Annotated in this window: 19 protein-coding genes; 7 read left to right on the top strand and 12 right to left on the bottom strand. The window is 57.0% G+C overall.

Annotated features, from left to right (window positions below; translation table 11 throughout):
• Positions 1-135 precede the first annotated feature (135 nt).
• The 7 genes from ASD00_RS17385 to ASD00_RS17360 all read right to left on the bottom strand — a co-directional run bounded on the left by ASD00_RS17385 (position 136) and on the right by ASD00_RS17360 (position 7,372).
• Positions 136-1,968, bottom strand: coding sequence for a carbamoyltransferase (locus ASD00_RS17385; RefSeq protein WP_057207729.1), 1,833 nt, complete (start codon positions 1,966-1,968; stop codon positions 136-138).
• A gap of 14 nt (positions 1,969-1,982) precedes the next feature.
• Positions 1,983-2,132 carry a DUF5989 family protein gene (locus tag ASD00_RS40960; protein ID WP_107027808.1) on the bottom strand — a complete coding sequence of 50 codons (150 nt, stop codon included), beginning with the start codon at positions 2,130-2,132 and terminating at the stop codon, positions 1,983-1,985.
• Between the two features lie 46 nt (positions 2,133-2,178).
• Positions 2,179-2,610: a hypothetical protein gene (locus ASD00_RS17380; protein WP_057207728.1), complete on the bottom strand. Its 432-nt coding sequence runs from the start codon at positions 2,608-2,610 to the stop codon at positions 2,179-2,181.
• Between the two features lie 149 nt (positions 2,611-2,759).
• Positions 2,760-4,091 carry a GDSL-type esterase/lipase family protein gene (locus ASD00_RS17375; RefSeq protein ID WP_057207727.1) on the bottom strand — a complete coding sequence of 444 codons (1,332 nt, stop codon included), beginning with the start codon at positions 4,089-4,091 and terminating at the stop codon, positions 2,760-2,762.
• A 66-nt stretch (positions 4,092-4,157) separates the two neighbouring features.
• Positions 4,158-4,847, bottom strand: a complete 690-nt coding sequence (locus tag ASD00_RS17370; protein ID WP_063963286.1) for a response regulator transcription factor — start codon at positions 4,845-4,847, stop codon at positions 4,158-4,160.
• Entirely contained in the window at positions 4,808-6,592 is a 1,785-nt protein-coding gene (locus tag ASD00_RS17365; RefSeq protein ID WP_244496079.1) for a sensor histidine kinase, read from the bottom strand. The genes ASD00_RS17370 and ASD00_RS17365 overlap by 40 nt, the downstream gene beginning before the upstream one ends.
• A 342-nt stretch (positions 6,593-6,934) precedes the next feature.
• Positions 6,935-7,372 carry a hypothetical protein gene (locus ASD00_RS17360; RefSeq protein WP_146160908.1) on the bottom strand — a complete coding sequence of 146 codons (438 nt, stop codon included), beginning with the start codon at positions 7,370-7,372 and terminating at the stop codon, positions 6,935-6,937.
• 1,088 nt (positions 7,373-8,460) lie between these two features.
• Between ASD00_RS17360 and ASD00_RS17355 the strand changes: the two genes are divergently transcribed.
• Both ASD00_RS17355 and ASD00_RS17350 read left to right on the top strand, forming a co-directional pair.
• Complete coding sequence (locus tag ASD00_RS17355) at positions 8,461-9,333, top strand: glycosyltransferase family 4 protein (RefSeq protein ID WP_162249732.1); 873 nt, start codon at positions 8,461-8,463, stop codon at positions 9,331-9,333.
• A 22-nt stretch (positions 9,334-9,355) separates the two neighbouring features.
• Entirely contained in the window at positions 9,356-10,210 is an 855-nt protein-coding gene (locus ASD00_RS17350; RefSeq protein ID WP_057207724.1) for a sulfotransferase, read from the top strand.
• 34 nt (positions 10,211-10,244) lie between these two features.
• Here the strand turns inward: ASD00_RS17350 and ASD00_RS17345 are convergent, their stop codons facing one another.
• Positions 10,245-12,518 (bottom strand): exopolysaccharide transport family protein, encoded by a 2,274-nt coding sequence (locus ASD00_RS17345; protein ID WP_057207723.1) that lies wholly within the window; start codon positions 12,516-12,518, stop codon positions 10,245-10,247.
• Positions 12,519-12,727: 209 nt separating this feature from the next.
• On the opposite strand from ASD00_RS17345, the gene ASD00_RS17340 reads away from it, so the two are divergent.
• The 5 genes from ASD00_RS17340 to cysQ all read left to right on the top strand — a co-directional run bounded on the left by ASD00_RS17340 (position 12,728) and on the right by cysQ (position 18,879).
• A complete protein-coding gene (locus ASD00_RS17340) occupies positions 12,728-14,056 on the top strand; it encodes an O-antigen ligase family protein (RefSeq protein ID WP_082523617.1) in 1,329 nt (442 codons plus the stop codon).
• Positions 14,057-14,148: 92 nt separating this feature from the next.
• Positions 14,149-15,111 (top strand): class I SAM-dependent methyltransferase, encoded by a 963-nt coding sequence (locus ASD00_RS17335; protein WP_057207721.1) that lies wholly within the window; start codon positions 14,149-14,151, stop codon positions 15,109-15,111.
• Between the two features lie 173 nt (positions 15,112-15,284).
• Entirely contained in the window at positions 15,285-16,184 is a 900-nt protein-coding gene (cysD, locus tag ASD00_RS17330; RefSeq protein WP_057207720.1) for a sulfate adenylyltransferase subunit CysD, read from the top strand.
• Positions 16,184-18,079 carry a sulfate adenylyltransferase subunit CysN gene (gene cysN / locus ASD00_RS17325; RefSeq protein ID WP_057207719.1) on the top strand — a complete coding sequence of 632 codons (1,896 nt, stop codon included), beginning with the start codon at positions 16,184-16,186 and terminating at the stop codon, positions 18,077-18,079. Before cysD ends, cysN begins: the two co-directional genes overlap by 1 nt.
• Complete coding sequence (cysQ, locus tag ASD00_RS17320) at positions 18,076-18,879, top strand: 3'(2'),5'-bisphosphate nucleotidase CysQ (protein WP_057207718.1); 804 nt, start codon at positions 18,076-18,078, stop codon at positions 18,877-18,879. The genes cysN and cysQ overlap by 4 nt, the downstream gene beginning before the upstream one ends.
• Here cysQ and ASD00_RS17315 read toward each other — a convergent pair.
• From ASD00_RS17315 to ASD00_RS17300, 4 genes are all read right to left on the bottom strand, one after another.
• Positions 18,834-20,081: a glycosyltransferase family 4 protein gene (locus tag ASD00_RS17315; protein WP_082523616.1), complete on the bottom strand. Its 1,248-nt coding sequence runs from the start codon at positions 20,079-20,081 to the stop codon at positions 18,834-18,836. The genes cysQ and ASD00_RS17315 overlap by 46 nt on opposite strands.
• A gap of 5 nt (positions 20,082-20,086) precedes the next feature.
• A complete protein-coding gene (locus ASD00_RS17310) occupies positions 20,087-21,286 on the bottom strand; it encodes a glycosyltransferase (RefSeq protein WP_057207717.1) in 1,200 nt (399 codons plus the stop codon).
• A 30-nt stretch (positions 21,287-21,316) separates the two neighbouring features.
• Positions 21,317-23,452, bottom strand: a complete 2,136-nt coding sequence (locus ASD00_RS17305; RefSeq protein WP_082523620.1) for a nucleoside-diphosphate sugar epimerase/dehydratase — start codon at positions 23,450-23,452, stop codon at positions 21,317-21,319.
• A gap of 406 nt (positions 23,453-23,858) precedes the next feature.
• Entirely contained in the window at positions 23,859-24,545 is a 687-nt protein-coding gene (locus tag ASD00_RS17300; protein WP_063963287.1) for an HAD family hydrolase, read from the bottom strand.
• Positions 24,546-24,547 lie beyond the last annotated feature (2 nt).

The following is a 24,547-nucleotide window of genomic DNA, read 5'->3' as shown; positions in this document are numbered from 1 at the left end:
TTTTGGCGTACTGCCAGCTTGATCAAGGCTCTCCCAATTCTCCACCGTTGCCTGTGAAGCGAGACGAGCGCGCGGCACCAATTTTCATCCGAAAGGCCCTATGCCTGTTTCAGCGCGGCAATGTGAATCAAGGTGTTAGTCTAGTTCAAAGTGCTCCTTGTAGTCCTGCTTGAGGCGGTCGGGCTGATCTTCCTTTCGAAGGACGCAGTTTCCAATGACAAGCCTTTCTATCTCGGTGCCCATGAAGCAGTGGAAAGCGTCTTCTGGAGTACAGACGATCGGTTCGCCACGCACATTGAAGCTCGTATTGACTAGAACCGGGCAGCCGGTGCGCGCCTTAAAGGCAGTCAGCAAGTCCCAGTAACGGGGATTGGTCTCTCTATGCACCGTCTGCACTCGGGCCGAATAATCGACGTGAGTAACAGCCGGGATCTGCGATCGTGAGACGTTCAGGCGGTCGATGCCGAATAATTCCTGCTCATCAGTGTTCGGTTGATGTCTTCGACTTTCCAATACGTCGCCAACAAGCAACATGTAGGGACTGTCAACATCGATATCGAACCAGTCCGATACATCCTCGCGCCTGACAGAGGGCGCAAAGGGGCGAAAGCTCTCGCGATATTTAACCTTGAGATTTAGCGTTCTCTGCATGGTAGGCGACCGCGGATCGCCCAATATGGATCGCGCCCCGAGCGCTCGCGGCCCGAATTCCATGCGGCCTTGCATCCACCCCACAGCCTTCTCCTCAACGAGAGCATCGACGGTGCTCTCGGTAACCTCGCTGTCCGAAAGAACGCCGTAGACGGCTCCGGCGGTAGTAAGGCGCTGTTCGATCTCTTTTTGGCCGTAGGCGGGCCCAAGATATGCGCCCTCCATGCTATCGCGACCATTGACCTTCCGACCATTGCTGAGGAAACCGTGCCAAACAGTAAGGGCCGCGCCAAGAGCACCTCCGGCGTCGCCGGCTGCCGGCTGGATCCAGATATTGTCAAATATGCCTGCCTTAAGGAGCTTACCGTTTGCGACGCAATTCAGCGCGACACCACCGGCAAGGCACAGGTTTCTTTCGCCCGTTTCAAGTTGTGCAAAGCGTGCGAGCCTCAGGACCACCTCTTCGGTCACTGCTTGGATGGACGCAGCCAGGTCCATTTCGCGCTGGGTTAAGGCGGATTCCGGTTTTCGTGGTTCGCCTCCAAAGAGACGATGGAAGGCCGGGGAAGTCATTGTAAGACCAGTGCAGTAGTCGAAATACTGTTGATCGAGGCGAAACGAGCCGTCCTCTTTCAAATCGATCAGATGATCTAGAATAGTTTGGGCGAAACGTGGCTGCCCGTAAGGCGCCAAGCCCATAAGTTTGTATTCGCCTGAGTTTACCTTGAATCCCGTGTAATAGGTGAAAGCGGAATAGAGTAGGCCCAGAGAATGGGGGAAGTGTATCTCCTTGAATATGGCGAGGCGATCAGCGGTACCATGCCCTATTGATGTGGTGCACCATTCGCCCACGCCGTCCATGGTCAGCACGGCTGCAGTCGAAAAAGGAGACGGAAAGTAACAGCTCGCCGCATGCGCCATATGGTGCTCGGTGAACAGGAGCGAGCCTCTCCACTCTTTCGAGCCAGCCAGTTTTCCGAGCTTCTGCCGCAGAAGTTTCTTTTGAAACAATTTTTCCTTGATCCATATCGGCATCGCGGTCTTGAAAGAGAGAAAGCCCCTCGGGATCGTTGTGAGATAAGTTTCAAGCAATCGCTCGAACTTCAAGAATGGCTTTTCATAAAAGACCACGTGGTCGATTTCGCTCATGCCGCAGCCTGCCTCGGCTAGGCAGTACTCAACCGCCCTCATTGGAAAGGACGCATCGTGCTTCCTTCGGGTGAAGCGCTCTTCCTGCGCCGCAGCGACGATATGTCCGTCCTCGACTAAGGCCGCCGCACTGTCATGATAGAAGGCCGAGATTCCAAGAACTCGCACTCACCCTCTCCGCATCAGAACAGAGTGTAGATAAAGGGAGCAACCGCGGTGCCCTGGGTCAGGACCAAAAGAGCTCCAAAGACTGCGACCATGATAAAGACGGGCAGCAGCCAAAACTTCTTGCGGACGCTCATATAGTGGAAAAGCTCGCGTACCATTTCCATGTTTCGGTCCTTCTTCGACGTTCGATCACAGCAAAAAACCGCGTCGTCAGAACTGATTTCGCATTGTGGACGGCTCCGCCTCTTCTAACGGATGGTTGACCCAATAGGTGACCGCCGCCCGGTCAAATTTCAGTGCGAGAGGGTCGTAACCTCGCATTCTCAGGAGCAACCCTATAGGCACGAACGTTGTTACATAGATGATGAGCATCACGACGGGATTGACGACCTTGAACAGGAGCAGGCCGAGCTTGCTCCAAATCTCATTGGGAATTGTGAGAGAGGCCGGGTAAATAAGAGCCAGCAAGACCAGAAGGCCACCGACGCTCGCAAAGCCCAACATGACCGGTGTCATTGTTCCGGTGATTATCCATCTCGCCACAACAAGGCAAAGGAGGATACCGCCCACCGTGTAACCGAAGTTACGATTCGATGGCCCTTGCGGAATATCCTCGAATAATTGCTCGTGCGATTCGCTCACTGTTTCTTGCCCAGAATGTACAGAACAGAAGACGGTAACGGGCGTAGCTCGATTATGGTTTCATACGTCTGGCGGGGATTCAACAGGTGCGCAAAGTCTCGGTCAATATACCAATGGATATAGACGTCGCCCCACATCGCTTCTCGCAGTTACCTCATATTCGTTACCATCCTGGACGACCTGTCGACGGTTTCCAAATGTCGGCTGATGACATCAGCGGCAAAGGCTGCCCCCTCGCGGCTGAAATGGCTGTCCGGGGCATACATGCGCGCCGGGTCAGGTTTGCCCTCTAACGCATTGCGAAGATCAATGACCTCGATTCCCTCGGCCGCCGCGGCATCGGTCACGATTGTGCGGAGCTGATCGTATACCCGGTCTGTAGAAAATGGGCCGACGAAGCGGTCGACCCGCGGCACATATACAAGGGTGAACCTGCCGCCCCATGAGGCGGTAATTGTTTTAGCTCGGTGCAAGGTCTCCCTGAATTCCGGCATTTCACGAGCCGCCTTTGGGTAAATCAATCCGAGCCTAGTAAAAGTTTGCTGCAGGGCCAGGAAGTTTCGAAGCATCGCTGTTCTTGTCAGTATATCAATGTAGTTGATGGGCTTGCTGTTGTTCCGGTTCAAAATGACTCTGGCCTGAAGCGATGCCGGCTGTGCGGTTGACTGTGTGCCAAAGTGGGCGGCTGGCGAAAGCGCATCGCGCAGCCAAGGTTTGCTGAGCTCATTCTCGAAATTCTCCCAGTCATTGCCCTCGAAGAAAACCATCGCCACGTGGCGTGGTCGAAAGAGTGGCCCAAAGCGGCCCAGCGTCGCGAGCTCAAGCAAAGGGCCGTTCCCGCGAATTCCCGCGCCCGCCGTTGAAAAACCGCTGGCCCTTAGACGCGACGCAAGATCCTGGCCTGGTGGCAGGCAAAATCCCTCGACGAAGGAATCACCCAAAAGCATCAGGTCCATTGGTAGGTCGTAAACATCGTCCGGATTGTTGAAGCCATAGCGGTCCGCAGTGTACTTTATGATTTGATTGTCAGGTGTACAAAGGACGACGCTGGTATTTGGGAAGCCCGACAAAAGGGCTGTCGATAGCTTTTGTGTTTGCAAAAAACGGTTCAGACTGCCTAGGGCGAAGCCTCGTACGATGTTCTTGTCCTGCTCAACTGTTTCAGCCTGAGCAGGGTTGAGTTGACCCAGCATAGCCAGTCGCACCGAGATCGATTGGAAGGCGAGAAACGCCTCAAATGCGAAAAGGGCCACGAGAACGCTCAGACCGTAAACGCCAACAGCCATTGCAAAAGACGGTTTGGCCAACAAACCTATTCCCAGGAAGGCGATTCCAAGCAGGCCGGGGATGGCAACGTAGCGAATGAAAAGTGGAACATCCGAGGCAAAATCCCGGAAATTTAGGAGCGCATATGCGGGGCTCACCAGGAGATAAACTGCAATGAGCACGCATATTAATATGCCAAGGTTTCGCTTGATCACAACGTTTCCGCTTTCTCGCCTTTGCGCTTCAAAGCTCGCTTCATGCAAACCGCGCCTCACGTCTTCCTAAGATCGGGTCTCGTTCGTCAGCCATTGCCGTTTCGCCAGGTTTGCGAGCTCCACCCGCGTTGAAATACCAAGTTTGCCGTAGATGCTGTGAAGATGAAGCTTGACTGTTCCGGGAGAAATTCCAAGCTCGTCCCCTATCGCCCTGCTACGCAATCCATCGGCGGCAAGACGCGAAACCTCAACTTCACGCGGTGTCAATGCTTGCAGCAGAGAGTTGTATTTGGATTCACGTTCGCGCAGCCGGTCCAGCGCACAGGCCATGCTTCTGTCCGTAAAATATGTGCCGCCGGTGGCAACGGTCCGCAGGCAGTTAAGGAATATGGTCGGTGCCTGTTCCTTCAGTACGATGCCATTCACGCGATATTGCATTGCTATGGCAAGATCTTCGTCGCTGATATCCGCGGTAAGAACGACAATTGGCAGGTCCGACCCACGGGTGCGGATGTAATGAATCAACTCGAGTCCGCTCATTCCGGGAATTCGCAGATCTACGACGACGAGGTCAATCCGTTCCCGATCGATCGCAGCAATCGCGTCGAACGCGCTTCGACATGTGACGACCACCCAGGTATTTTCCTCGGTCTCGATAATGCGGCGCAACCCGTCCAGAACAATCAGGTGATCATCGACAATGACAACGCGCAGGCTCATTGGTGCACCGGCAATCTGATCAAGATCCGTGTCCATTGCGCAACCCTGTCGATCGAAAGCTCTCCACCACGCGCTGCGGCGCGTTCGCGAAGGCTGCGAGGTCCGGTCTTGGTATTCTTCAGCTCCGCATGATCAAACCGTCGCTCAAAGCCGAAGCCTGATCCATCATCATCGACCGTTAACAAGATCGTACCGGCATCCAGTTGTAAGTTGATTTCAAGTGTTTTCGCACCGCCGTGACGCACCGCATTGGCCGTCGCTTCGGAAGCCATGCGTATGAGCTCGTAGACCATCGTGGCGGGAAGACGCAGATCTATGGGGCTTAAAGCGAAGCGAATATCAATCGACCATTGCTTGCGCAAACGCCGAGCCAATGCCTCGAATTGCCGTGCTAAATGAGATTCGGCGAAGTTGCGGTATCCTTGGCCTGGTTCGAGCGCGCGGATGAAAGCGCGAAGTTCGCGTTGCTCATCGGCAAGCATGGCTTGGATGGCCGTCACACGCCCGTCGATCTGTTGATCCTCCCCGAGAGTGAACGAACGCAGGGACTGGAGTTGCAACGCCGTTCCGGCCAGAGCTTGAAGTACTCCGTCGTGAAGATCGCGCCCGATCTTGATACGTTCCTCAACAGCCGCTGCATCGCTAAGCCTGCGCATCAAGATAGCCTGCTCGAACAATGCTTTGATCCTGTCGGCGATGACCTCTGCAATGGCCACGTCGTCAAGCGAAAGTGTCGGTGGATCCAAGAGAAAGATGCGTGCCTCAAGATCACCCACTCGAAATTGCGCCGAGACCGCAGAGGCTATCGAAAAATCGCCAGCGAGAACAGGTGAAACAGGCGACACTGCGTCGTCCCATTCGTCGAAATATCCCTCGCCCCGGTGGATGAGGATTTGAGAATGGCTCGCGTCGGCGATTAGCAGGCTGGCGCGCTGCAATGGTTCCGCAACCCATGGCCAATAGGCGTCCGGCGGCAATTGCGTGACACTGCAAGCGCCATTCTCGCGAACTGCTACATAGGTCCATGGCTCGTCCGGGTCGCTCCAGATCAGGAGTGCGCGGGGCGAGCGCATCACGTGCGCTGCGTATTCAAGAGCGGCACCAGCGGGCCACTCGGGTCCTTCGGGTGTCGCAGGAGTTTTCTCCACCAGGCGCAGCATCTCCGCGCGAACTACTTCTTGGTGAGCCCCGAGCCAGACCAGTAGAACGCCGGCGACAGTCACGAATAGGATGTGTGAGACGTCCGTCGTCACGTCAGCACCGGTATCGAACGCTACCAGGCAAACAGGAACTGCCATGCAGATGAGCGCTGTCCAAAACGCACCTCGCCAACGCCAATGCAGCGTTGCACTCAGGAGAACGAAGGGCATGAATATGAAAAATGGACTGGAAGCGCCACCTGTTAGTAGCATGAAAAAAACAAAGGTAACGACATCCACCGCATGGCGTATCAGGGTGCCGCTTACACGCGAAATCTTACTTCGCCAAACATGGATTGCGCAGAGGATCGCGTATGCGAGGTAGACCGACAGAAATGGAAGTACAAACTGGGGAGGACGCGGCTGATGCATCGCGCCGAGCCAGGCTATCGAGAGGCTTGCGATCACTGACATGATACGGCCAATAGCAATGACCTTATCCGCACGTGCACGGTGTGTGTTGATCCAGGTCGTTCGACCGCGTGCTGCGTCCGCGTCGCAGGTGTTGCTAAAACCTTGGGGTCGAAGAGGCGAGGCAATGTTGCCCCTAAGTATGAAGTTCCGCCAGGCATTCATACGCATGGCCCGTCTCCAGCGATGACCGAGCTAGGGCCGCCTTACCCTCGCTCGTAAACGGCGCTCAGAATTAAGCTATTGATTGCTATCTGCTCTATACGAGACCGGCGGTTGCTTCCTCTCAGACACTGGATTTGCTGCATTCCAGCCTGAAACGCTTAATTACGTCAGCATAACATACTAAAAAATGAACTTAAACCGAATGATCAATTGCATAGCCTTGCCCGTGCCAACGACCGACTTTTTCAACGGGCTGGTAGGCCCATTTTCGCCAGCGTCGCCTTCTTGCTCATTTGGGATTCGGAGCAACTGACAATTGTCTTCTTCACAGCAGAATTGAAGTCTGAGTTATGCCGCGGAAATATGATGAAAGCTGTGGTGGCGCCAATCGACGGTTTCCGGTGGGGGAATATGTTCTCGTATAGCTGATAACTCGTCTGTGTCATTCGACTGCGGGGGCAAATCTAAATGGACCAGCTTGGGCGCTGCGCCATAATTTGCAGCGAAGTTGTAAAGAGAATTGCTCGCGAAATATACGATCGAAGCGGAAGTTACCGCTTCGCGCACTCGTTGCTCGTCGCCAATTTTTACGTAAAGCACGCCTGGGATTGACAGTGGCATTGTCCTGACGACCGGATCGAGAACCAAATTAACAGCCTGGTAGGTCACGTTGTTCAGGATAAATACGACGAGACCATACTGGCTTGACCGATAGCCTGCTTCGATCAATTCCGCAGGGACCCGCCCGTTCGATGGCATGATTTCGATGACGCTGCAACCTAACATGGTCAACTCCAGCCCAATCATTCCGACTTGGCAATACCGCCGTACGCAGGACAGTCATCGCACAGCAAATCACCCATCGGATTATCCGCCAGCCATTCAACAAAAGATTGTAACTCGTTCCCCGTTGGCAGAGTATATGTCGTTGGATATATCGGTGGAAATTTCCGATGCGAACGGGATGCACGGTCGTTTGCGCGGCACGTCCGAAACTGGGTGATATCGATGCCCGAAGTGAAGAGCTGCGGCGGGAGATCGTTGTTCTCGGCTAGCAAAAATCGGCATTCGAGACGGTGATCAACGTCTACCACTCTGCGTTCGTTTGTGGGACTTGCATTCACAATGCCGCTTGATTGTCATTAGACCGCCTATCATTGGTCGAAGCGACGGGGCTGACCCAATGCGATACTTTTGATATCGGTTCCCAGGTTTCTAAATTTTCTGGCTCGATGAGCGCTTTGTGGCCGACGGCGACGATTTCGTCAGGCCGAAGCTTGCGGCTCAACTGGCCGGGATTGCTTGAAAATGCAAAACAAGCCGCCGTCTCTGCCTCAACCTACCAATTTCCAGCCCTCAGGGGTGGGTCTGCACATGAAGGCTGGACGGCTGACGATGGTCTTTACTGCAGCGGCGAGCGATCGACAGCCGGCAGTCGGATTGTAATGGATCATCGGAAGAAGCCGCGTTAGATTAGCTCAACCGCAGAAAGGACCGTGGCTCCCAGGGAGAGGCGATCCGGGGAGAAGAATATCCTGAGCGACGTTGACCGTCTCGTAGTGGCCTATCCATTTGTGGGAGATGAAGTCGGCGGCAGCCACATCTCCGCCGTTGGTTTGATCTGTGCGCTCGATCAATCGAAATATAAACCACTTGTCATTCTGCATCAGCCCGGAAAGGCACTTGAAGCCTATCTCACAGAACGTGGAGTGTCTTTCGTCAAGTCGCCCGAAGTTGCGGTGATGTCGCCTCGCCATTCATATGGCGTGGCTGGCAAGCTCTCGCGCGGTTTTGGATATGCACGAACCACTGCGCTACTCAGTTCATTCCTTCGTGAACATGAGGTTGATATCGTACATACCAACGACGGCCAGATGCACGCGACCTGGGCCCTGGCGGCTCGCCTTTCCGGCGCGCGGCTGCTTTGGCATCATCGCGGCGATCCCGATGCCTTCGGCGTTAACGTCATGGCGCCTCTATTGGCAAATCACATTGTTACGGTCTCGCGCTACGTGCAGCCGACGCGGCCGATCCTGCCGGTTTCCCATAAGCTGAGCGTACTGCACAGCCCCTTCGATCACCCAACCATTTTGCCCGATCGCGAAGACTGCAGGCGCGAATTCGTCAGGGAACTCGACCTGCCCGAGGAAACCCGCTTCGTCGGCTATGTGGGGGGCTTGATCGACAGGAAGCGCCCGGTCAGGTTTGTCGAGGTCATCCACGCTTTCCTCCAGCGCTTTCCGGATTTCCCGCTGGTTGGCCTCGTCTTCGGAATCCCATCACCAGACCTTCCGAACCCGGAACCGGAGATGCGAGCGCGCGCGCTGGAACTTGGAGTCGAGCGGCGTATCAAAATGATGGGCTTTCGCGCGCCGGTCGCGCCTTGCATGAGTGCGCTCGACGCATTGCTGGTTCCGGCCATCAACGAACCCTTCGGGCGGACGTTGATTGAAGCCATGTTGCTCGAGACCCCTGTGATTGCGACCCGCCACGGCGGCAACATCGAGGCAATCGTCGACGGTGTGACTGGTTTCCTCGTTGAGCCTGAAAAGCCGGAGGCCTTCGTCGATCCGCTGGCGAGACTGCTGATGAACGCCGGGGAACATCGCCGCATCAGTTCGACGGCTCGTGAAAACGCTTTGACGAAATATGGCACCGAGGCTCATGTCAAAGGCATCAGCCTGCTTTACGAGCGCATCGTTGGACGCGAGTACCGGAGCTTTGGAGTAAGAAGGACAGCACCCTGAGTTTGGCCTTGAGGAGCAGACGATGGAAATGGGCGATATCAACTTCCTGATCATTGGCGCAACGAAGAGCGCCACCACCTGGTTGCAACAATCGCTGCAATTGGATCCACGTGTCCATATGCCGGATCCGGAGATCCATTATTTCAGTCGCTACCACGATCGCGGAGATGGTTGGTATCTGGAGAATTTCAAGCCGACCAGCGAGGGTCTTGTCATCGGTGAGAAGTCGAACTCCTACCTTGATACCCCTGCCGCCGCGGCGCGTATCCACCAAAGTCTGCCGCACGTCTTGCTGGTGGCACAGCTGAGAAATCCCGTTGAGCGGGCCTATTCCGACTACTGCATGCTCCATCGCCGCGGCGAGGCGACTGGTGACATCGAGCGCTATCTCGATCCGCGCCAGGGTGCGGGCGGCAGGTTCCTCGAGGGTGGGTTGTATTTCCGGCAGTTGCGCCGGTTTCTCGAGTTCTTCCCTCGGGAAAGGCTGCTCGTTCTGTTTTACGAAGACCTCAAGAGGGATGCCGCCGGGCAGGTTCAGGACCTGCGGCAGTTTCTCGGCCTTGACGGAAACCCCGCTTTTGAGCCAGTCGCTCAGAGGGTAAAGGACAAGACCAAACCTCTGGTGGACGCCAGATTACGGCAGATACTCAAGCCACTTAAACCGATCGTTGCCCCCTTGCGTGACACGAAAGGCTTCGAATTTTTGAGATCAATGATCTCGGCAGAGTTCAAGTATGTACCGCTCAACAAGGAATTGACCTCGCGAATGATCGGTTACTATGAGGACGAGACCGACCGCCTTGCAGGTTTGCTTGGCCGCGACTTAGGCGACTGGTTGAAAGCCCCCATGGAAGATGTCAAGCGCCCATCGGTGTAGGCTTTTGGGGCGCCACCCATGGCTCGAACTCGGGTTAGGAGCGCCGGACCTGCAAAGCCAAGTTGTCCGTTCTCCTCCATGAGCCCAACCTGCTCCTGAGCCAGTCATGCGGCGATCTCCACACCGGCTTTGGCCGATAGATGCCGGCAAAATTTAGGATGCTCCCGATGATCCTTGCGCGGCTTGTCGTTAGTCGCTCGACAAGGTCAAGGAGGTTCTTCTCGTAGGTCCGCTCCGCCGCCGCAACCACAAACACCGCATCGACATGGCTTGCGAGCCAGATCGCGTCGTCATCATTATCGGCCGCAGGCGTATCGACGATGATAAGATCGAAGTGCCTGCGCAGTTCTCCAAAAATACGCTCCTGATCTTGGAGCGTCAGACGCGAGGTGAGAACGTGAACAAAAGGAAAGTCAGGCGCTTGCGCGCTAATTGAGGTCAGATCGGTGGCGCCATCGGCTACAAGATCGAGATTGAATGGCCTTTGCGGCGCTCCGATCATCGTGGTCGCCCCCGTAGGGCCGGGGTCCATGTCCAGGATAACGGAACGCAAACCGTTCAGAGCGGCAACGGTCGCCATGCCCACGGCACAAGTTGTCTTGCCTTCATTGGCTGAAGGAGAGCAGAACATGACGACTTTGGATGCGTCCTGGCTCTTCCAGCCGAGACATAGAGAGCGCATTGAGCGTGCGAATGGTGAGCGTGGGTCGGCGAGAATGGAGCGATAAAGCGTTTGATCCGGTTTCAACGTCGCCGTTAGATCGGGGATGGAGAGATAGTTCGGCTGGTTGACGATCGCTTCGAGCGTGCGGGCCGTCCGAACGCGTCCGTCCGCCGCCTCGACCGCCATCGCGCCAACCATGCCCAGCAGTAGCGAAGCTAAGCCGCCGATGGGAATGAGCAAGCCGGGCTTGGGAAACGACGGATCGATCGGAACTTCGGCGAACGACGCAATGCGGGCCGTGGCCTTGATCTCATCCTTCTCCGGATCGAGCGTGCCGAGCCTCAGGACCACTGCATCATAGCGCTTCTGCTCGGTCAGTAGGTCACGCTCCAATTCGCGACGGCGAATTTCATCGAGATTTCGGTCCTGCATTTGTTTCTGCAGCCGACCGACTTCCTCCTGGAATTTCTGCACCCTGACAGTTGCGACTTTCGCATCGTTTTCCAGTTCCTGGAGGGTGCGATTGATTTCACCTTCGATCACTTGGCGATTCGACGCCAATTCCGCATCGACCTCGACTACCTGGGGGTGGTTCTTGCCAAATTTTGAGGCCAGTTGGGCCCGGCCGCGTTCCAGCTTTCCTTGTTCGGTTCGCAGCGAGCTGAGCAGGTCCGACGTCATAACGCGGCCGGCGGAGTCGATGCCGGTCTTTGAAAGAATGTTCTTGGCCTCATTATACTTCGCCCATGCGCCGGCTTCGTCGACCCTCGCCAGGATGAACTGCTGATTGAGCTGTTCGGTGCGGGCACGCAGAACATCGTCACGTGGATCGAATGTCAGGTCGCTGCGCATCGTGAAGTCGGCGATCTCGCGTTCCTTCTTGGCTATCGACTGCACCAGATCTTTGGCCTGGGTGCGAAGGGTATCGACAGTCGCATGCGCTGCAAGTTCTTTCATCTGGGTTGACCAAACCACGTAGTCCGCTGCTACGCCATTGGCGATCTCGGCTGCATAAAGCGCCAAGGGATGCTGAACGTAAATTGTCATCGCAAGGCTTTCGCCCTTGCGATCGGCAGAGATGGCATCGGCGAGTTTTGTGATGACCCGATCACGGTTGACTGGGTCGAGGGTAGTGGGTCGATGAACATTCTGGCCCGCCGTCACGCGCCGCGGTCCTGCCTGCGCTTTGCGTGGAGACCACCGCCATCCCCAAAACGACGATGCGTCTTGCTGAGCGTCTGCTGACAATCTGGCATTGAAGTATGGGTCTTCCATCAAATTCAAGTCGTCAACCACAAAGCCGAGGAATTCGCGAGATTTGATGAGATCCATTTCGGTCTCCATCGCGGACTTGTCACGTTCCTGTTTTTGCAACTCGATGACGGCTTCGTACGGCCGGATATCGTTGCGGTCGAAGACGAGCGTCGAAGAGGCCGTGTAGATCTTTGTGAGCGACAGGGTAATGATGGTAGCGAGCAGGGTGCCCGTCAGGGCTGTAATCAAGATGAGCTTGGCGTGGCGCCGGAAGAAGTCGACGATATCCGCAAGTTCATAGGACGAGGTGTCGCGCGAGACCGGCGGTACTGGTCCAAATCGGCGCCCACCCTTCTCATCGGCTTCGTACTCTCGGTCATATAACAGCATGATGGCCTATCCCGAGTCCTCCGTTGGAGCCATCTGCGTCCACGTCGGTCGGTCAACAAGTGATATTAGGCTTCACATTCGCCTATTTACTTGGGAGCAGTTTGGGAACAATGTCAAAGGGAATTTTAGCGGATTCATTTCAAGCATGTGTGCAAATATGTGGCCTGTAGAATAACGAGCTCATTTCCCAGTGGTTGTGGTCGACGTCAATGACGCACATGACACGAACGTCCGGTGTTCAGCCGATCTCCTCCGACCGACACACCTTTTGGCAAAGGATTGAATTCGCCTGTGCCGTGTGTGCCGTTTTCCTTTCGGCGGTGAATTTCTTGCGCACGAACATGTTCTATTTCACCCTGAGCGACTTGTTGTTTTGCGCCGCTCTTGGGTTGCGTGCGCTTACCGGTGGATTGCCGCTACGGCTGTGGGGGCGCGCATCGGCGACTGTGTGGCTTTGCGGTCTGCTGTTGCTGTGCTCCGGGCTGATGATCAGCAGCCTTCTGTCCACCGCCCCGATACGGGGCATCGTCATCGTCGGGCAGTATCTGTTCGCCTATCTGGTTGTTGCCCTTGTTGTTTGCGGGCGCGATCTGGGCACCATGTGGACCTTCGCCAAGGTCTACGTAGCGTCGATCTTCCTCATGTGCTTGCATGGGATTTACCTGATCCATATCGATGGCCAGAAGAACACCGCTTTCGTAAGCGGCAATGGTCGCTTGACGGGATTTGTCGAAAGGGAGAACGAATGCGCGGCAGTAATCGCGCTCGCGATGCCGATGCTTATGTTGCTGGCTTCCAAGGGAAAGATCGGCAAAGCCTATGCGATCGTCATTGGGGCGACCATGGCCTATGGCATCTTGCTGACTGGTTCGAATACCGGTCTGGCCGGCTTTGCGTTCACTTTCCTCGGGTTCATGGTCCTGAGCGGCAGCTGGAAGTATGTCGTGGTCGGCCTTGCCTGTTTAACACCCTTTGCCATTTGGATTGTGCACTCCGGCCGCGACTACCTGCCGGCGGTCTTTCAAAAACGCGTGCTCGGCGCCTTGGAAACGGGCGATCTAAGCCAGGCTGGAACCTTCGACCATCGCGTCGAATTGATGCATGAGGCCCTTGGTCGAGTGCAGGATACATTGTGGATAGGTGTCGGCGCCGATCAATACCAAGTCACCAGCGCCATCAGGCAGCCCGTGCACAACCTGTATCTTTTGTTGTCGACCGAAGGCGGAATCATGGCCGCCATAGGTTTTGGTGTTATGATTGCTGCCACGTTTCTCCCGATTGTGCGGACGTATCGCGTGCCGGGAGGTGCAGCTTACGCTGCCTGCGCGCTTGTCAGCGTGTCTATGTTCGCGTTGATGGCTAATGCGTTTCCTCACCTTTATGGGCGGTTCTGGACTGTCCCAATAATCCTTACGCTAGGACTGGCAACAAGCTATTGTCGCGCTGTGGAGAAAAGGAGCATCGGCAATGGAGCGCTAACGCCTGCGCGAATATTGCGGGCCGGACGCCCTAGGTCAGGGTTAGGTCCTATTCGCTAGCTCGTGCGCGGGAACTGTTTGAAGGAACGCAAGTTTCTGTCGCAACGCAAACTGTCAGATGCGGTTCCAGTTGCTGAGGGCGAGGATAAGTGATGCTGGTCGAAGTGGAAGAATGCCTTGAAGCATTGCGTTGCCCGCGCACCGGTTCGAAACTGGCGCGCGTTTCACCCGATGTGCTGAAACCGGTCTGTCCCGAGAACCCCGAGATGTCCTATCGCCTGGTCGACGGCAAGCCGGTTATGATCGATTTTTCGGAATCCGTGTTTAGCGAAGGCGATTTCTTACGCTCGAAGGCGGCAAGCCCCATCGAGCGCAAACAATACGGTCGCTTGACGAGGTTCTTCAAGAAACTGCTCTCGCCGACAAAAAAGAGTACTGTCTCCAACGTCAGTCGATTGGTTGATGACCTGCAGACGACCGCGGCCCGCCCGGCCAAGCTTCTTGTCATCGGCGGCGGGAGTATTGGCCAAGGAATGGAACCCCTCTATGAGCATCCGGAGATCAGCGTCTACTCCTTCGACGTCTATGCATCCCCCCTCACCCAGTTCATAGCCGACGCCCATCAGATTCCCTTGCCGGACGATTTTTTCGACGCAGTGGTCATCCAGGCCGTTCTTGAGCACGTCCTCCAGCCTGCCCAGGTCGTGTCCGAGATCTGGCGCGTCCTGAGCGACAAGGGGCTCGTCTACGCTGAAACGCCCTTCATGCAGCAGGTGCACGAGGGAGCATTCGATTTCACCCGGTTCAGCGAAAGCGGCCATCGATATCTGTTCCGCTGGTTCGAGACGATTTCATCTGGGGCCAATGGTGGCCCCGGCACGCAGTTCATGTGGTCAGTTGACTATCTCGTTCGCAGTGTCTTTCGGTCGGTGATGCTGGGCAAGCTTGCAAAGCTCGCCTTCTTCTGGACGCAATATCTGGATGCGATCATTCCCGCACGCTTTGCGGAGGATGGCGCAAGCGGCGTGTATTTTTATGGTCGGAAAGCGCAGGCGCCGATTTCCCCGAAGGCCATTATCGCCCACTACCAGGGGGCGCAGGGGCGACACGCCTGACCCGACCTACCCTTTTAGGCTAACCCGTTCTCGCTAATTGCCACCGGGGCGGCGCGGACCTTAAATTCGAACATCATTTACGAAACCTGTTTCGGGAAGCCGCTTTGCCGCTTTCCCGACGACAATTGATTTGCGCCGGTCGATTTCGCAACGCGACACAAAGGGGTTGTCGCATGGCTCTTTCGCATCTTGCCCGCCTTGAGGCCGAAGCCATCCACACCATGAGGGAGGTCGCGGCAACATCCGCCAACCCAGTGCTGCTTTACTCCGTCGGCAAGGATTCAAGCGTGCTGCTTCATTTGGCGATGAAGGCATTCTTTCCTGCAAAACCGCCGTTTCCACTGCTTCACGTCGATACGACCTGGAAGTTCAAGGAGATGATCGCCTTCAGGGACCAAGTCGCACGGGACAACGATCTCAGGCTCATCGTTCACATCAACGAGGATGGTGTCGCTCAAGGCATTAGTCCTTTCGAGCACGGTTCGAACGTCCACACGCACCTCATGAAGACGGTGGCATTGCGCCAGGCGCTGGAGAAACATCGCTTCGACGTGGCGATCGCGGGCGCGAGGCGCGATGAGGAAAAATCGAGGGCGAAGGAACGGATCTTTTCCTTGCGCACTGCCGGTCAGGCTTGGGATCCCAAGCGACAGAGACCGGAGATGTGGAAGACCTTCAATACCAGGCTCACGCCGGGAGAAACCATGCGGGTCTTCCCGCTCTCGAACTGGACTGAACTGGATGTCTGGCAATATGTCCTGCAGGAAAGCATCGCGGTGGTCCCGCTTTATTTCGCCGCCGAACGTCCGGTCGTCGAACGGGACGGCATGCTGATCATGGTTGATGATAACCGCATGCCGCTGCAGCCGGGCGAGATCGTCCGTCAGCGCCAAGTGCGTTTCCGCACCTTGGGGTGCTACCCGCTCACCGGCGCCATCCCGTCCAAGGCAACGACTGTTCCCGAGATCATCGAGGAGATGGTCTTCAGCCGCTCCTCGGAGCGGCGCAACCGGCTTGTCGATCGCGACGAAGCGTCCGGCATGGAAAGGAAGAAGCGGGAAGGATACTTCTGATGCACGGTCAACCTTCGGTATTTTCGCCTGAAGTGGCGGGGCTCCTTGATGTCGAAGGTAGCAAGTCGCTTCTTCGCTTCATCACCTGCGGATCGGTCGACGACGGAAAATCCACCTTGATCGGCAGGTTACTCTATGACGGCGGCTTAATCCTGGAGGATCAGGTCGCGGACCTGGGACGGGAGAGCGAACGGCAGGGAAAGGTCGATCACCTCGATTACTCGCTGCTGCTGGACGGGCTTGAGGCGGAACGAGAACAGGGCATCACCATAGATGTCGCCTACCGTTACTTCTCGACCGCCAAGCGCAAGTTCGTCGTCGCCGACACGCCCGGCCACGAGGAATATACCCGCAATATGGTGACCGGCGCATCGACGGCGGATCTGGCGATTATCTTGGTCGACAGCCAGCACGGCATGCTGCCGCAGACCTGCCGCCACACCTACCTCGCCTCGCTTCTTGGCATTCGCCATGTGGTTGTTGCGGTGAACAAGATCGATCTCGTCGGCTATCGCTCGAGCATATTTGAAGCGCTACAGACCCACTATCGAAAATTCGTGCTGACGCTCGGTTTTGAAACGGTGCAGGCCATTCCCGTATCAGCGCGTTATGGTGACAACGTCACCTCCCGGTCACTGCACACGCCATGGTACCAGGGTCCGAGCCTGCTCGAATATCTCGAAACCGTCGACGTCGGCAAAGAGGGCGCCGATCGCCCTTTCCGCTTTCCAATACAATGGGTCAATCGGCCCAATGCCGGGTTCCGCGGATATGCCGGCGAGATTGCGTCCGGCCGGATAGCCGTCGGTGATCCGGTCACGGTCGCCAAGTCTGGACAAAAGACGGCGATCAAATCCATCGTGACCTATGACGGAGAAGTCGCAGGCGCCGAGGCCGGCCAGGCCGTTACCCTGGTTCTTAGAGATGAGGTCGATGCCTCCCGCGGCAACATGCTGACGTCGCCATCGTCACGGCCTTTCGTCGCCGATCAGTTGCAAGCTCATGTTATCTGGTTCGACGCCAACCCTTTGCTTCCGGGCCGCAGCTATATCCTGAGGACCGAAACCGACAGCGTCAACGCGACGATCACCAAGCTCAAGCATCGCGTGAACGTCAACAGTTTTGCCCGGGAGGCAGCCAAATCGCTGACGATGAACGAGATCGGCGTCTGCAATATCTCGACGCAGGCTCCGATCGCCTTCGACGCCTACAAGGACAACAAGACCACCGGAAATTTCGTCATCGTCGACCGCCTGACCAACGACACCGTTGGCGCCGGCATGATCGATTTCCCATTGAGGCGCGCGGCCAACGTCCACTGGCACGCCATGGACGTCAACAAGCAGGCGCGAAGTGCGCAGAAACAGCAGACACCTGCCGTCCTGTGGTTCACGGGGCTTTCCGGCTCTGGCAAATCGACAATCGCCAACGCGCTCGAACGGATCCTCAATGCCCATGGCAGGCATACCTATCTTCTCGACGGCGACAATGTCAGACACGGCCTGAACAGGGATTTGGGCTTTACCGACGAAGATCGGGTGGAAAACATCCGGCGCGTGGCCGAGGTGGCAAAATTGATGGCGGATGCCGGCCTGATCGTTCTGGTTTCCTTCATCTCGCCGTTCCGTGACGAGCGGCGCATGGCGCGCGAACTGATGGCCGAAGGTGAATTCATCGAGATTTTCGTGGATACGCCGATCGAGGAATGCGCTCGCCGCGATCCCAAGGGGCTTTATGAAAAAGCCCGTGCCGGCAAGATCGCCAATTTCACTGGCATCTCGTCACCCTATGAAGAGCCGGAGCATCCGGAGCTGCGCCTGTCGACGATCGACAGCGAGCCGACGGATCTCGCCCTCCAGATCGAAGATTTTCTCGCACGGCGACAGTTGCAATGAACGCGTTGTCCGAACTTTTCGAGGAGACGGCACTGGCTGCGGGCATCGCCGTTCTCGATGTCTATCATGCCGGCGCCGACGCCGTTGCGAAGGCCGATGGATCGCCCGTTACCGAAGCTGATCTCAGAGCTGAGGCGGTGATATTCGAACGTCTCGCCAAAGTTTCGCCCGGCACCCCCATCGTCGGGGAGGAGGCGGCAGCTGCGGGCTGTGCTCCCTCCGTTGAGGAAGGCACCTTCTATCTGGTCGACCCACTCGATGGCACCAAAGAGTTCATTGCTCGCCGTGACGATTTCACTGTGAACATTGCCCTTATCGAGAACGGCAAGCCGATTGCCGGTATCGTGTATGCCCCGGCCTTGCGACGAGCCTATGTTGCGGCCGGTGGCATCGCGCAGCGTCTGGAGATCGATCGCTTCGGTCGCGTGTGCGAGCGACGGGAGATCCGCGCGCGCGGTCGTGAAACCGCGATGATCGCGGTCGCGAGCCGCAGCCATTCCTGCGCGGAAACCGAGAGATTCCTTGCCCGGCACCATGTCCAGGAGTGTACCTCGGTTGGTTCATCCCTAAAATTCTGCCTGCTGGCCGAGGGGCGGGCGGATGTCTATCCGCGTTTTGGCCGGACGATGGAGTGGGATACTGCCGCCGGTGATGCGGTATTGGCTGCTGCCGGCGGAACGGTGCTGCGCCTGGACGGCTCGGTCTTGAGGTATGGCAAGTGCCGGCAGGTGAGCGATTGCGACTTCGCCAACCCTCACTTCGTCGCCTGGGCCGCAGCCCCGCCTGAGGGTTGGTGCTGACTATCGTCGGTGCATGCGGTCGTCGCTTTGTCGTCTATTTGCATACGCGCAAGAAGCAGGCGGTTTACCAGCCTGACGTCGAACCGTTCTTCCGCCATCCGACGCGAAGCGCGTCCCATGGCGGCAATCGCGGAACGCTTTTCAATGAAGCCTTCCATCGCTTCAACAAGCGACGAGACGCTGCGAGGCTCGATCAAAACGCCGTTGACACCTGGGTCCACCGTTTGCCTGCAACCGGGTAGATCCGTCGTGATGATTGCGCGTCCGGTCGCCATCGCCTCCAGAATGCTTCTGGGGATGCCTTCCCGGTAGTAGGAGGGCAGCACGAACACGCTGCAGGCCGCAAGGTACGGACGCACATCGCGGGTGGTTCCAAGATACTGCACCACACCTTCCTGCACCCATCCAGCGACTTCTCCTTCGCTGATCGCCGTCGGGTTGGGATCGTAGTGCCCCAGCAGTTGGAAGACGGCGTCGGGGTGGCGTGCGCGGATTGTCCGCGCCGCAGCGACATATTCTGGGATGCCCTTGTCGCGCAGGAGCCGGGCGATCAGAAGAAAAACCGTCGGCTTAAGCGGTGGCGTCGATGCGTGGTAGTAATCAAGATCGACGCCCGAGCCCGGCACTGTAGAGACAATAGAGGGGTCGTCGACCAGCCGGCGCTCTCTGATGTCGGCAAGATCCGCTTCGTTATATACGAAGACGGCCCGTGCCTTCTTCATCGCGCATCGGTAGAGCCCGACGCACATCGAGCGCAGCGATCGGCGAACGGCGCTTTCGTCAGGCTCGACAGCGAACATATGGCCGAGTCCGGTGACGAGAAAGAACCTATGGGGCACCGAGCAGAGCCGCGCGGCAATGCCGCCGTAGATGATCGGTTTCATCGTATAGGGCAGGATCGCCGCCGGACGTTCTTTCAGGAAGTGACGGACCAGTGCGGCGAGCGTCACAAGGTCGACAAAGGGGTTCAGCCCGGCCCTCGACATGGGAATTCGGATGAAACGCACACCAAGCGTATCCAGTTCTTTTTCCACGATCGGATCATGGTCAGGGGCCATGGCATCGACATCAAACCCTGCCTTGACAAGATCCTTGATCAATTCGCGACGAAAATTCGTTAGCGACGACGTCAAGCTCGCAATCAGGACTATCCTGGTGCGGGGTGCTTCTGTTTTGCTGGGAACGGTTTTTGATGCCTTCATGGCCACTACCGCATACGACGGGCTGCGTTGACCGGTGCCTGCCACCCAATTTGCCGCGCCGCGTTGGTGGCTTGCTGGTCGAGGACCTCGTCGTAGAGCGCGAGGTGGCTGTCGACGTAGGATCTCAGCGAGAACCGCTCGACGACGCGCCTACGCGCGCGTTCTCCCAGTTGCCGCCGGGCGCTTTGCGACAGGCAGAGGATCGACGCGGCAAGTTTTGCAAGACCATCTGCGTTTTCCGGTTCAACGACCATCTGCCGGTCTCCTAGCAGCCATGCGCAGTCTCCGACATCGGTGGCGATCGCCGGCACGCCACTGGCCATTGCTTCAGCCACGACCAGTGGAAATGCTTCCCCCCAAGCCGACGACAGCATGAATAGGTCGAGGCCCGGCATCAGGCGGTCAATGTCCGCACGCGCGTTTGAGACGGTGATCATCGGTGTTATGCCGAGTTCGGCCGCCAAATGTCGGACGATCCCATTTTCGTGGCCGTCGCCGATCAGGATCCCGTGAGCATCAAGCCCCAGGCTGCGAAGCGTGGCGATTGCACGCACGAAGGTGCCATGGTCCTTCATCGGATGTGCGCGCGCGACATTGCCGACAAGAAAGCGCTCAGTGGGCACTGAGAGCGCGTCGCAGAGATACCGTCGGGCGTCGGGCCGTGGGCGAAACTGATCGCAATCGACACCGTTTGGAATGATACGCCGCTTGTCCGGATCGAAACCCAGCGCTTCGTGCTGGTCGGCCGACACCCGCGAACAGTAGGAAATTGCGCATGTGCGATGGGAAAGGGAAGCGCTCAGCCGGATCACGGCACGTGTCAGCAGTTTCTCTGAGGCGAGGTTGGCGATGGAGTGGTGAATGCTCCATATGGTGGGCTGTCGCTCGCCGAGCAGCGCTCCGAGCGATGCGGCGACATTGCCGTGATACATCCATCCGTGAAGCAGGCTCGGGCGAGACGATCTCACGATCGCACGCAGTCTGACCAAGGCACGAGGGCCTGGTCGAGACTGGTTCATTTGGAGTGTCGCGACGTCGATGTTGGCCGCTTGCAAATCGCGCGCGATCGGGCCGGGCGACATCAGCGACAGCACGGAAGGGTCGTAAGGCGTTTGAGCGAGCTTTGCGCCAAAGCGCGCGAGCATGTATTCCGCACCGCCGACATTCAGCCCCGTGATGCAATGAAGTACGGGGATCCCTGCCATGCCATGCTCCTTCCTTGCGTACACCAATACCTACTGACGCGGCCTGCTGGTGGTCTGCGGCCGCACCGCCGTCTTTTTGCTAAGCGCGATAACGCCAGGACTGCGACCGGTCGATTGACGAGCCGCCCTTGCTGCCGAAATCATGTCTTGGGGGATTTCCGCATTCGGCAACAATTGCGCGATCGCTGCCAGAACAGAACTCTCGTCACATCGTTCGGCATCGCGCTGCATACGATTGAATGCGCTCTTCAACACCGAAGATGGCACGGGTTGAGGGACCGCTCCAAGCACGCCCGGGATGGCCGACTGGATGCGCTTATCGGTCGGATCGAACAGTTCCTCGAACAGCTTTTCGCCCGGTCGGGATCCAACGATCTCGATCATGATGTCCTTGTCCGGCACGAAGCCCGCCAGACGGATCATGCGTCGAGCGATGTCAATGATCTTCACAGGCTCGCCCATGTCGAGAACGAAGATTTCGCCTTGGCCTATCTGCTTCTGAAAACCGTAAGCCGATGCCTGAAGCGTCAGCTCGACGGCCTCTCGGATGGTCATGAAGAAACGCGTCATTCTCGCGTCCGTGACCGTCAACGGACCGCCCTTGGCCAACTGATGCTTGAAGAGCGGGATAAGGGATCCGCTTGATCCAAGCACGTTGCCGAAGCGAACGGTCATGAAGCGGGGTCCCTGCCCGCTTGTGACACCATCGAGATCGAGCGCTTGGCAATAGAGTTCGGCAAGCCGTTTCGTCATGCCCATTATGCTGGAGGAGTTCACCACCTTGTCGGTAGACACCTGCACCATGGCGAGCGCACCGAATCGCTTGGCTGCGTTCGCGACGTTCATGGTGCCGATGACATTGGTCAGGACGCCTTCGCAGGGATTGATCTGAACCATGGGCACATGTTTGAGCGCGGCGGCGTGGAAGACCAGTTCCGGCAGGTGCGCTTCGAAGATCTCATTGACCCTCTGGCTGCGCCGAACGCTGCAAAGGCAGTTCGAATGGCGGATCTCCGGAAACTCTTCCTTTAGGCACAGGTCGATCGAATAGAGATTGAATTCGGTATTGTCGACCAGGACGATCTCGGCCGGGCCGCAAGCGGCGATCTGGCGGGTAAGTTCGCTGCCGATCGACCCGCCTGCCCCAGTGATGAGAACTCGCCGGCCGGCAATCAAGCGCCTGATGGCGTCCTTGTCGAGGGCGGCCTGCGGTCGTTCGAGGAGATCAGTCATTTCGATCGATCGGAGCTCGTATGGGTTCTCGTTACTGGTCTGCTTGAACTCCGTGGCGCTTTGCAGCCGCGAGACTGCGATCCCAAGGCGTTCGGCGGCCTGCAGCAACTCACCCGAAGCCGTCTCGTCGAAGGACGACAGGGGTTCGGTGAAAACGATATGGCAGGGTTGCTTGCCCTCGGCCCTGAGATCGGCGACGACCTGTTCCAGATCCTCGAGCCTGCCTGCGATCGGTACCCCATGCAGCATCAGGCCAACCTGAGATTCACTCGTGTCGAGACAGGCGACCGGCACATAGGGCGCCGCCGGATCGCGAGACAAAGCGCGTAGATAGAGATCCGCGGCGTTGCCGGCTCCCACCAGAAGCAGGGGAACGCGGTGGCGATGGCCATCGGGGTCGGCCTTATCCGATCGCTTGTTTTTGGAAGGCAGGAATTCGTCTGCGCGGAAGCTTAAGCGGGAGGTCGCAAGGAAGGCCATCAAAAGCAGCGATTGCAGCGGCACGACAGTTCGCGGCATATCGGTGAGGCGTGTCGAGAAAAACAAGAGGGCGATGAGGACGAGCGAGGTCAGTACCACCGCGCGGATGATAATCACAAGATCGCTGATTGACCCGTATTTCCAGTTTCGACTGTAGAGACCCGAGAGCGGGAACATGGCCGCGCAGACCGCCAAATACTGGGCAGACGACCAGGCCAGGATCTGCATCGTATCGGGGCGATCGCTCAGGCCTCCAGGCCCATACCGCAGGAATAGTGCGAGGAAAAGCGCGATCGCAGCGGATGCCAAATCCACCGCATAGAGAGCAGCGTTCTTTCGTGCGCCACGAGCGGCCGATTTGAGTTTCCTGACGCCAAGCTGCGCAAGTGTGATCGCGGCGTCCCGGGCCGTTGCCGGGAACGCTGCGCTGTCTGCGATGGCTCGATGATTCATTACACGAAATGCCCACGCACCGTAAAACGCCTTAAAGGCGGTCGGAATGCGAAACATAACGCCCCTCCTTCGACATGGCTTCGCTAACCGGTGGCCAGAATGGGCCGGGCGAGTAATACGACCGAAAGTATATGCGTTACTTCTGGTGGAATTCCGTCAATTCCATAGCATAAAAAAGATATACGCTCTCGACCTGTTTGGTGTCGGAGCGTGTTTTACCTTTTCCCTATTTGCATTGAACTCTAGAGACCACTTTGATTTTGGAAAGTAAACTAACTTTGAAGGATTAATCCTTTGGGGCGATCAATGTAATCTACAACATCGATGGATTTTGATAACGTAGACAGACGACGATAAAGATCAATCATTTAGGTTCGCAAGTGCCGAATTGCTACAAGCGAGAGGATTAAGGAAAGCGTTCGATCGCTAACTCGAGTTCGTCGAATGTAACGATTCGTGATTGTGCCTGGTGCATCGGCGTCGGCGCGTCGCACCAGTGGATGCGATCGTCGCGCAGGATTTGAACGGTCTGCCAACCCCTCGTTCGGGGCGTGACAAAATCCTTGATGGCATTGTCGGCAACATAGGTGAGTTGCGATGCCGTTAAATGCGACGCAGTCTCGACAGCTTCGAATGCTCTTGAGTGTGGCTTGCGATAGGATATGCCCCAGGCATCCGTAAAGAGGACGAGGTCAGCTTTATGCTCGAGTCCAAGGGCCCTGATTTTCGAACGCTGGGTCGAGACTGGTCCATCGGTGATGATGCCGATGAAGTCATCGTTCGGGCGATCGAACAAAAAACGCGCCGCGTCGGGGGCAAGCGAGATTGATGGCTGATGGTGCCGGTAAATCGTCACCAGTTGCTCTATCAGAGAAGGGTCGACCTCGCCCTCCGTTTCCGCAAGCGCAAGATCGAAAACCTGGCCCCTGACTCCCGCCGCAAAAAGACGGGCACACCGCGCAGCAAAATCGGTCTGTCCGGTTCTTTGCTGCCACCATGCGCCGACAGCCGCAAAGCCGCTGAAGACGAAGTCGCGCTCTAAATAGAGTGTATCATCGAGATCAAAGATGATCCCGCGAGCAAAGGAGCGCATTT

Source organism: Ensifer sp. Root31 (assembly GCF_001424825.1).
GTDB classification, from domain to species: domain Bacteria; phylum Pseudomonadota; class Alphaproteobacteria; order Rhizobiales; family Rhizobiaceae; genus Ensifer; species Ensifer canadensis.
The sequence above is the reverse complement of the archived record's forward strand: the minus strand, read 5'-3'. Positions and strand labels throughout refer to the sequence as shown.